The 6942-nt window shown below is 69.4% G+C and carries 7 protein-coding genes and 1 pseudogene; 5 read left to right on the top strand and 3 right to left on the bottom strand.

All coding sequences use genetic code 11. The features are described 5' to 3' along the window. Positions 1 to 157: 157 nt before the first annotated feature. From AOK24_RS51000 to AOK24_RS22845, 3 genes and pseudogenes are all read left to right on the top strand, one after another. Positions 158 to 321, top strand: a 164-nt coding sequence (locus AOK24_RS51000; RefSeq protein ID WP_143663718.1) for an inorganic diphosphatase, incomplete at its 3' end; no start/stop codon positions are given. A gap of 2 nt (positions 322 to 323) precedes the next feature. Beyond that, a pseudogene (locus AOK24_RS22840) lies at positions 324 to 640 on the top strand (inorganic diphosphatase); the annotation flags it as partial. Between the two features lie 118 nt (positions 641 to 758). Further along, positions 759 to 2414, top strand: a complete 1656-nt coding sequence (locus AOK24_RS22845; protein ID WP_055721938.1) for a threonine/serine exporter family protein — start codon at positions 759 to 761, stop codon at positions 2412 to 2414. 10 nt (positions 2415 to 2424) lie between these two features. On the opposite strand, the gene AOK24_RS22850 is transcribed toward AOK24_RS22845, so the two are convergent. Next, entirely contained in the window at positions 2425 to 3324 is a 900-nt protein-coding gene (locus AOK24_RS22850; RefSeq protein WP_055721939.1) for a DedA family protein, read from the bottom strand. A 148-nt stretch (positions 3325 to 3472) separates the two neighbouring features. On the opposite strand from AOK24_RS22850, the gene AOK24_RS22855 reads away from it, so the two are divergent. Next, positions 3473 to 3838: a YbjQ family protein gene (locus tag AOK24_RS22855; protein WP_055721940.1), complete on the top strand. Its 366-nt coding sequence runs from the start codon at positions 3473 to 3475 to the stop codon at positions 3836 to 3838. Positions 3839 to 3847: 9 nt separating this feature from the next. On the opposite strand, the gene AOK24_RS22860 is transcribed toward AOK24_RS22855, so the two are convergent. Beyond that, positions 3848 to 4609 carry a MerR family transcriptional regulator gene (locus AOK24_RS22860; RefSeq protein WP_055721941.1) on the bottom strand — a complete coding sequence of 254 codons (762 nt, stop codon included), beginning with the start codon at positions 4607 to 4609 and terminating at the stop codon, positions 3848 to 3850. Between the two features lie 132 nt (positions 4610 to 4741). Between AOK24_RS22860 and gad the strand changes: the two genes are divergently transcribed. After that, entirely contained in the window at positions 4742 to 6151 is a 1410-nt protein-coding gene (gad, locus tag AOK24_RS22865) for a glutamate decarboxylase (protein ID WP_055721942.1), read from the top strand. Positions 6152 to 6161: 10 nt separating this feature from the next. On the opposite strand, the gene AOK24_RS22870 is transcribed toward gad, so the two are convergent. After that, positions 6162 to 6917, bottom strand: a complete 756-nt coding sequence (locus AOK24_RS22870; RefSeq protein ID WP_055721943.1) for an ABC transporter permease — start codon at positions 6915 to 6917, stop codon at positions 6162 to 6164. Positions 6918 to 6942: the final 25 nt, after the last annotated feature.

A 6942-nucleotide genomic window follows, 5' to 3' on the forward strand; every position in this document is an offset into this window, starting at 1 on the left:
CGGGGCGCGTAGCCTCTTTTTCGCCTCGTCGGAGTGGGGGCTCGCGGCCTGTCCCGGTCTCGGCTCCGGCATGGCCACCAGCCCCTTTCGCGATCACACATCGGCGTGAGGGACACTTAACCACCCGAAGTCTGTGCTGATCATGGAGGAGCCACCGGTGGAGTTCGACGTCACGATCGAGATCCCGAAGGGTTCGCGCAACAAGTACGAGGTGGACCACGAGACCGGTCGGATCCGCCTGGACCGTCGACTCTTCACCTCGACCGCGTACCCGACCGACTACGGATTCGTCGAGAACACGCTCGGCGAGGACGGCGACCCNNTCGTCATCCTGGACGAGCCGACGTTCCCGGGCTGTCTCATCAAGTGCCGCGCGATCGGCATGTTCCGGATGACGGACGAGGCAGGCGGCGACGACAAGCTGCTGTGCGTCCCGGCGACCGACCCGCGCGTGGAGCACCTGCGTGACATCCACCACGTGTCGGAGTTCGACCGCCTGGAGATCCAGCACTTCTTCGAGGTCTACAAGGACCTGGAGCCCGGCAAGTCCGTCGAGGGCGCCGACTGGGTCGGCCGTACGGAGGCCGAGGCGGAGATCGAGCGGTCGTACAAGCGTTTCCAGGACCAGGGCGGCCACTGAGCATCCCCGGGACCCGTGGTGAAGGGCCGCGCGCGTGCGTACGCGTGCGGCCCTTTCGGCTGTCTGTGCGCATACTGAGGGCCGAGACGGAAGGTGTCGTTCCAGGGAGCGTTTCTCAGTGTCGGAGCCGGTGGACCGCAAGCCGCGGTCGGACGAGGCGCGCAGTGCGTACGACCCGGAGATCACCTCCGAGTTCGCGCTCCCGGTAGGGCTCGACGCTCCCAGAGCGGGCGAGTCGGAGACGACCTCGGAGTTCGCCGTCCCGGAGGGTCTGGACGCCCCGAAGCCGCCGGGTGAGCCGGAGGGCTCGGCGTTCAGCACGCCGCGTGTCTACAGCGCGCAGGACGCGCCGCCCGCGTTCACCCCGCCCGCCGGTATCCCCGTCATCAGCCTCACGAAGGACGCGCCCTGGCAGGACCGGATGCGCACGATGCTGCGCATGCCGGTGACCGAGCGGCCCGCGCCGGAGTCGCCGCCGAAGCACACGGACGACGGCGGCCCCGCCGTCCCGCGCGTGCTGGACCTCACTTTGCGTATCGGGGAACTGCTGCTGGCCGGCGGGGAGGGCGCGGAGGACGTCGAGGCGGCGATGTTCGCGGTCTGCCGGTCGTACGGGCTGGACCGCTGTGAGCCGAACGTCACGTTCACGCTCGTCTCGATCTCCTATCAGCCCTCGCTCGTCGAGGATCCGGTGACCGCGACGCGGATCGTACGGCGCCGAGGGACGGACTACACGCGCCTGGCAGCCGTTTTCCGGCTCGTCGGGGACCTGAGTGACCCCGAGGCCCATCTGAGCCTTGAGGAGGCGTACAGGCGCCTCGCGGAGATACGCCGCAACCGGCACCCGTACCCGACGTGGGTGCTGACGTCCGCGAGCGGGCTGCTGGCCGGGGCCGCGTCCGTGCTCGTCGGGGGTGACGCGCTCGTGTTCGTGGCCGCCGCGCTCGGCGCCGTCCTCGGGGACCGGCTCGCGTGGCTGCTGGCGGGTCGGGGGCTGCCGGAGTTCTACCAGTTCGTCGTCGCCGCGCTGCCGCCCGCGGCGATCGGCGTGGCCCTCACGCTCGCGCGCGTGGACGTCGCCGCGTCCGCCGTCATCACCGGCGGGCTGTTCGCGCTGCTTCCCGGGCGCGCGCTGGTGGCCGGTGTGCAGGACGGGCTCACCGGGTTCTACATCACCGCCGCCGCGCGCCTGCTGGAGGTCCTGTACTTCTTCGTCGGCATTGTCGTCGGCGTGCTCACCGTGCTCTACATCGGCGTCAACCTCGGGGCGCGCCTCGACCCGGACGCCGCGCTCGTCACCGCCGACCGGCCCGGGTGGCAGATCGGCGCGGCGATGATGCTGTCGCTGACCTTCGCGGTGCTGTTGCAGCAGGAGCGGTCGACGGTGCTCGCGGCGACGCTCAACGGGGGTGTGGCGTGGTGCGTGTACGGGGCGATGCACCACGCCGGGCAGCTGTCGGCGGTCGTCTCCACGGCCGCCGCCGCCGGGCTGGTGGGGCTGTTCGGGCAGTTGCTGGCGCGCTACCGGTTCACGTCGGCCCTGCCGTACACGACCGCCGCCATCGGGCCCCTGCTGCCCGGTTCCGCGACCTACTTCGGGCTGCTGTCGATCGCGCAGCACCACGTGGACCGGGGGCTGGTGGGGTTGTCGAAGGCGGCGGCACTGGCGATGGCGATCGCCATCGGGGTCAACCTGGGGTCGGAGATCTCGCGGCTGTTCCTGCGGGTGTCCGTGGAGAAGCGGAAGTCCGCGAAGCGCACGCGCGGGTTCTGACCGGTCCCGGTCAGTTCTGCGGGTAGCCGTTCTGGGAGTAGCCCTGCTGGTGCGGCTGCTGGGGCTGCTGGCCGTACGGGTACTGCTGCTGGTTGTTGTCGTAGTAGCCGCCGCCGTACTGCTGTTGCTGCGGCGGCTGCTGGCCGCCGTAGTACTGCCCGTTGCCGTTGTTGTACGGCTGCTGCTGGGCGTCGGCCTGCGGGATGCGGCGCAGTTGGGTCGTCGCGTCGTCCATGTGCTGCTGGGGGGCCTGGAACTGGGGCTGCGGGGTGGGCTGCTGGGCCGCCTCGCGCTTCTTCTTCGAGCGCTCGCGCAGGAACTCGATGATGATCGGGACGACCGACAGGAGCACGATCAGGATCAGGATCGACTCGACGTTCGTACGGATGAACTCGATCTGGCCCAGCCAGTAGCCGGCCAGCGTGACGCCCGTGCCCCAGGCGATGCCGCCGATGATGTTGTACGACAGGAACGTGCGGTACTTCATGCGGCCGGCGCCGGCGACGATCGGCGCGAACGTGCGGACGATCGGCACGAAGCGGGCCAGGACGATCGCCTTCGGGCCGTACTTCTCCATGAACTCGTGCGCCTTGTCCAGGTTCTCCTTCTTGAAGAGCTTGGAGTTGGGGCGGTTGAAGAGTTTCGGGCCCAGGAACTTGCCGATCATGTAGCCGACCTGGTCACCGATGATCGCCGCGGCCACGATCAGCGTGCAGACCAGCCACAGGGGCTGGCTGATGTACTTCCCCTGGGCCACGAACAGGCCCGCCGTGAACAGCAGGGAGTCGCCCGGGAGGAAGGCGAACAGGCCCGACTCCGCGAAGACGATCAGCAGAATGCCCGGCAGGGCGAACGTCTCGATCAGATAGTCAGGACTGAGCCACTCGGGGCCGAGAGCGAGCGTGATCACGGGGATGTGGCTCCTGCTGTGAGGGTACGAAGCTGGCGGGGGCGGGCGTGGGACTGCGCTCCCAAACGTATCAACGCAGCCGCACCGGGCCAGGTTCCAGGCGGGTACCCAGGATGCACTGTGCGCGCGCTGGGGCAAAGCTGTGGGCATGAGTATCGAGGACTACGGCGGCGGGCAGGGGCCCCAGCCGGACGTACTGGTCGTGACCACGAACGATGTGCCCGGGTATCGGGTGGATCAGGTGATCGGGGAGGTGTTCGGCCTCACGGTCCGCTCCCGGCATCTCGGCAGCCAGATCGGGGCGGGCCTGAAGTCGCTGATCGGCGGCGAGCTGAAGGGTCTGACGAAAACGCTCGTCGAGACCCGCAACGAGGCGATGCAACGCCTGATCGAACAGGCACACGCGCGCGGGGCGAACGCGGTACTGGCGTTCCGCTTCGACGTGACGGAGGCGGCGGACGTGGGGACGGAGGTGTGCGCGTACGGGACGGCGGTGGTGCTGGCGCGGGAGTAGCGGGCGGGGTCAGGACGTGTGCCGGTTCGCGTTCTCCCTGATCGCGGCCCTCAGGTGCTCCGCCAGGCCCTCCCCCATGCCGTCGTAGTACGCCTTGAAGCGTTCGTCCGAGACGTACATGTCGCCGAAGCACGTGTGCAGCTCGTACGGGCAGTCGAAGTACCAGTGGCCGATGTGCCGGCGGTGTTCCTCCGCGAGGGACACCGCCTCGTCGCTGTGCGGGGGTGTGCCGGCCGCGACCAGGGCCGTGTAGCGGGCCTCCCAGGCGTCCGTCTCGGCCTTCAGGCGCTGCCAGTCGGCCTTGGTGTAGGTGGCGGTGCGGCGCATGCTCTCCGCGTACGTGTCGGTGCCTCCCCAGCGTTCGGCGGCCTCGTCGGCGTACTGGTCGGGGTCCTTGTCGCCGAAGACCTCGAAGCGTTCTTCGGGGGTGAGGTCGATTCCCATGGTGCGTGCCTCCAGGGCTTGTTGGACTGCGGCGGCCATTTTCTGGAGCCGGTCGATGCGGGCCGCGAGGAGGTCTCGCTGGCGGCGCAGGTGCTGCGTGGGGTCGGTTTCGGGGTCGTCGAGGAGGGTCGCGATCTCGTCCAGCGGGAAGCCGAGTTCTCGGTAGAACAGGAGGCGCTGGAGGCGGTCGAGGTCGGATTCCGTGTAGCGGCGGTGGCCTGTCGGGGTGCGGTCGGTCGGGGGCAGGAGGCCGATCGCGTCGTAGTGGTGGAGGGTGCGGACGGTGATGCCCGCGAACTCGGCCACCTGTCCTACGGAGTACGTCACGTCGGGCTCCTGTCCGTTCTCGGTCGCGTTTCACTGTGGGGCCTCACGTTGCGTGAGGTGCAAGTCTGAATTCCGGGAACCGGGCAATCGTGGCGAACGTTCACAGAGCAGACGAGCTGGTGGGAGGCGGGCATGGCGTTGCACGAGGGGCCGAGGAAGCACGAGGAGCGGGCGTTGTCTGTGAACCCGTTCTTCGGGGAGGCCGATCCGGTGGGCGGGATGAGCGAGGCGCCGCCCAAGCACCGGCTCGCGGAGGGGCCGATGGCGCCGTCGACGGCGTATCAGCTGGTGCACGACGAGTTGATGCTCGACGGGAACTCGCGGCTGAATCTCGCCACGTTCGTCACGACGTGGATGGAGCCCCAGGCCGGTGTGCTGATGGCCGAGTGCCGTGACAAGAACATGATCGACAAGGACGAGTATCCGCGGACCGCCGAGCTGGAGCGGCGGTGTGTGGCGATGCTGGCGGATCTGTGGAACGCGCCGGATCCCTCGGCCGCGGTGGGGTGTTCGACGACCGGGTCCAGTGAGGCGTGCATGCTCGCCGGGATGGCCCTCAAGCGGCGGTGGGCCGCGAAGAACCGTGACCGGTATCCCGGTTCCGCGCGGCCCAACCTCGTCATGGGGGTGAATGTCCAGGTCTGCTGGGAGAAGTTCTGCAATTTCTGGGAGGTGGAGGCCCGGCAGGTGCCCATGGAGGGGGACCGGTTCCATCTCGATCCGCAGGCCGCCGCGGAGTTGTGCGACGAGAACACGATCGGGGTCGTGGGGATCCTGGGGTCCACGTTCGACGGGTCGTACGAGCCGATCACGGAGTTGTGCGCGGCGCTGGACGTCCTTCAGGAGAGGACCGGGATCGACGTGCCGGTGCATGTCGACGGGGCGTCGGGCGGGATGGTCGCGCCGTTCCTCGACGCGGAGCTGGTGTGGGACTTCCGGCTGCCCCGGGTGGCGTCCATCAACACGTCCGGGCACAAGTACGGGCTGGTGTATCCCGGGGTGGGGTGGGCGGTGTGGCGGGACAAGGAGGCGCTGCCGGAGGAGCTGGTGTTCCGGGTGAACTACCTCGGGGGCGACATGCCGACGTTCGCGCTGAACTTCTCCCGGCCCGGCGCGCAGGTCGTCGCCCAGTACTACTCGTTCCTGCGGCTCGGGCGGGACGGGTACCGGGCGGTTCAGCAGTCCACGCGGGACGTCGCCCAGGGGCTCGCCGGGAAGATCGAGTCCCTGGGCGACTTCCGGCTCCTCACGCGCGGAGACGAGCTGCCGGTGTTCGCGTTCACGACGGGTGAGGGGGTGGACGCGTACGACGTCTTCGACGTGTCCCGGCGGCTTCGGGAGAAGGGGTGGCTGGTGCCGGCGTACACGTTTCCGGCCAACCGGGAGGACTTGTCGGTGCTGCGGGTCGTCTGCCGGAACGGGTTCTCCCAAGACCTCGCGGAGTTGTTCTTCGAGGACCTGAGCCGGCTGGTGCCGGAGCTTCGGCGGCAGCCGCATCCGCTGACGCGGGACAAGGAGGCGGCGACCGGGTTCCATCACTAGGCGGGTGTTCCTACCTCATGCGGCCGAACCTCCTCACCGCCAGCGGGAAGAACACCGCCAGCAGGCCCAGCGGCCATGCCACCGCCGTCCACAGGTGGGCCGCGTCCGTCCCCGGTACGCCGTACAGGTCCCGTACCGCCGTCGCCGTCCGGGACAGGGGGTTCCAGTCGACGGCCGTGCCCAGCCAGCCCGGCATCGCCTCCGGGGTCGCCAGGGCGTTGGAGAGGAAGCCGATCGGCCAGACCAGGATCTGGACCGCCTGGACCAGTTCGGGTTTGCCGGCGATCAGGGCCAGGTGGATGCCGACCCACAGCATCGCGAAGCGGAGGAGGAGCAGGAGGGCGAGGGCGGTGAGAAAGGACGCGGGGGTCGTGTCGGGGCGCCAGCCCAGGGCCAGGCCCGTGGCCATCAGGGCGAGGACGCCGATCGTCGAGCCGAGCATGTCCGCGCAGGCCCTGCCGACCAGGACCGCGCCGTCCGCCATCGGCAGGGAGCGGAAGCGGTCGATGACGCCCTTGTCGAGGTCCCGGGTCACCGCGACCATCGTGTTCTCCAGGCCGAACACCATGGTCAGGGCGAGCATGCCGGGGAGGAGGTAGTCGAGGTAGTCGCCGCGCACCCCGCGTCCGCCGCCCATGAGGTAGCCGAACATCAGCAGGAGCATCACGGGGAAGAGGAACCCGACGGCCAGCCGGCCGGGCTGCCGCACCCAGTGGGCGAGCTCGCGGCGGGTCATGGTCCAGGAGTCGCTGAGGGCGTGGATCATGCCGTGGCCTCCGGGCGGTCGGGGG

Origin of the sequence: Streptomyces niveiscabiei (genome assembly GCF_001419795.1) — a bacterium.
Taxonomy (GTDB): domain Bacteria; phylum Actinomycetota; class Actinomycetes; order Streptomycetales; family Streptomycetaceae; genus Streptomyces; species Streptomyces niveiscabiei.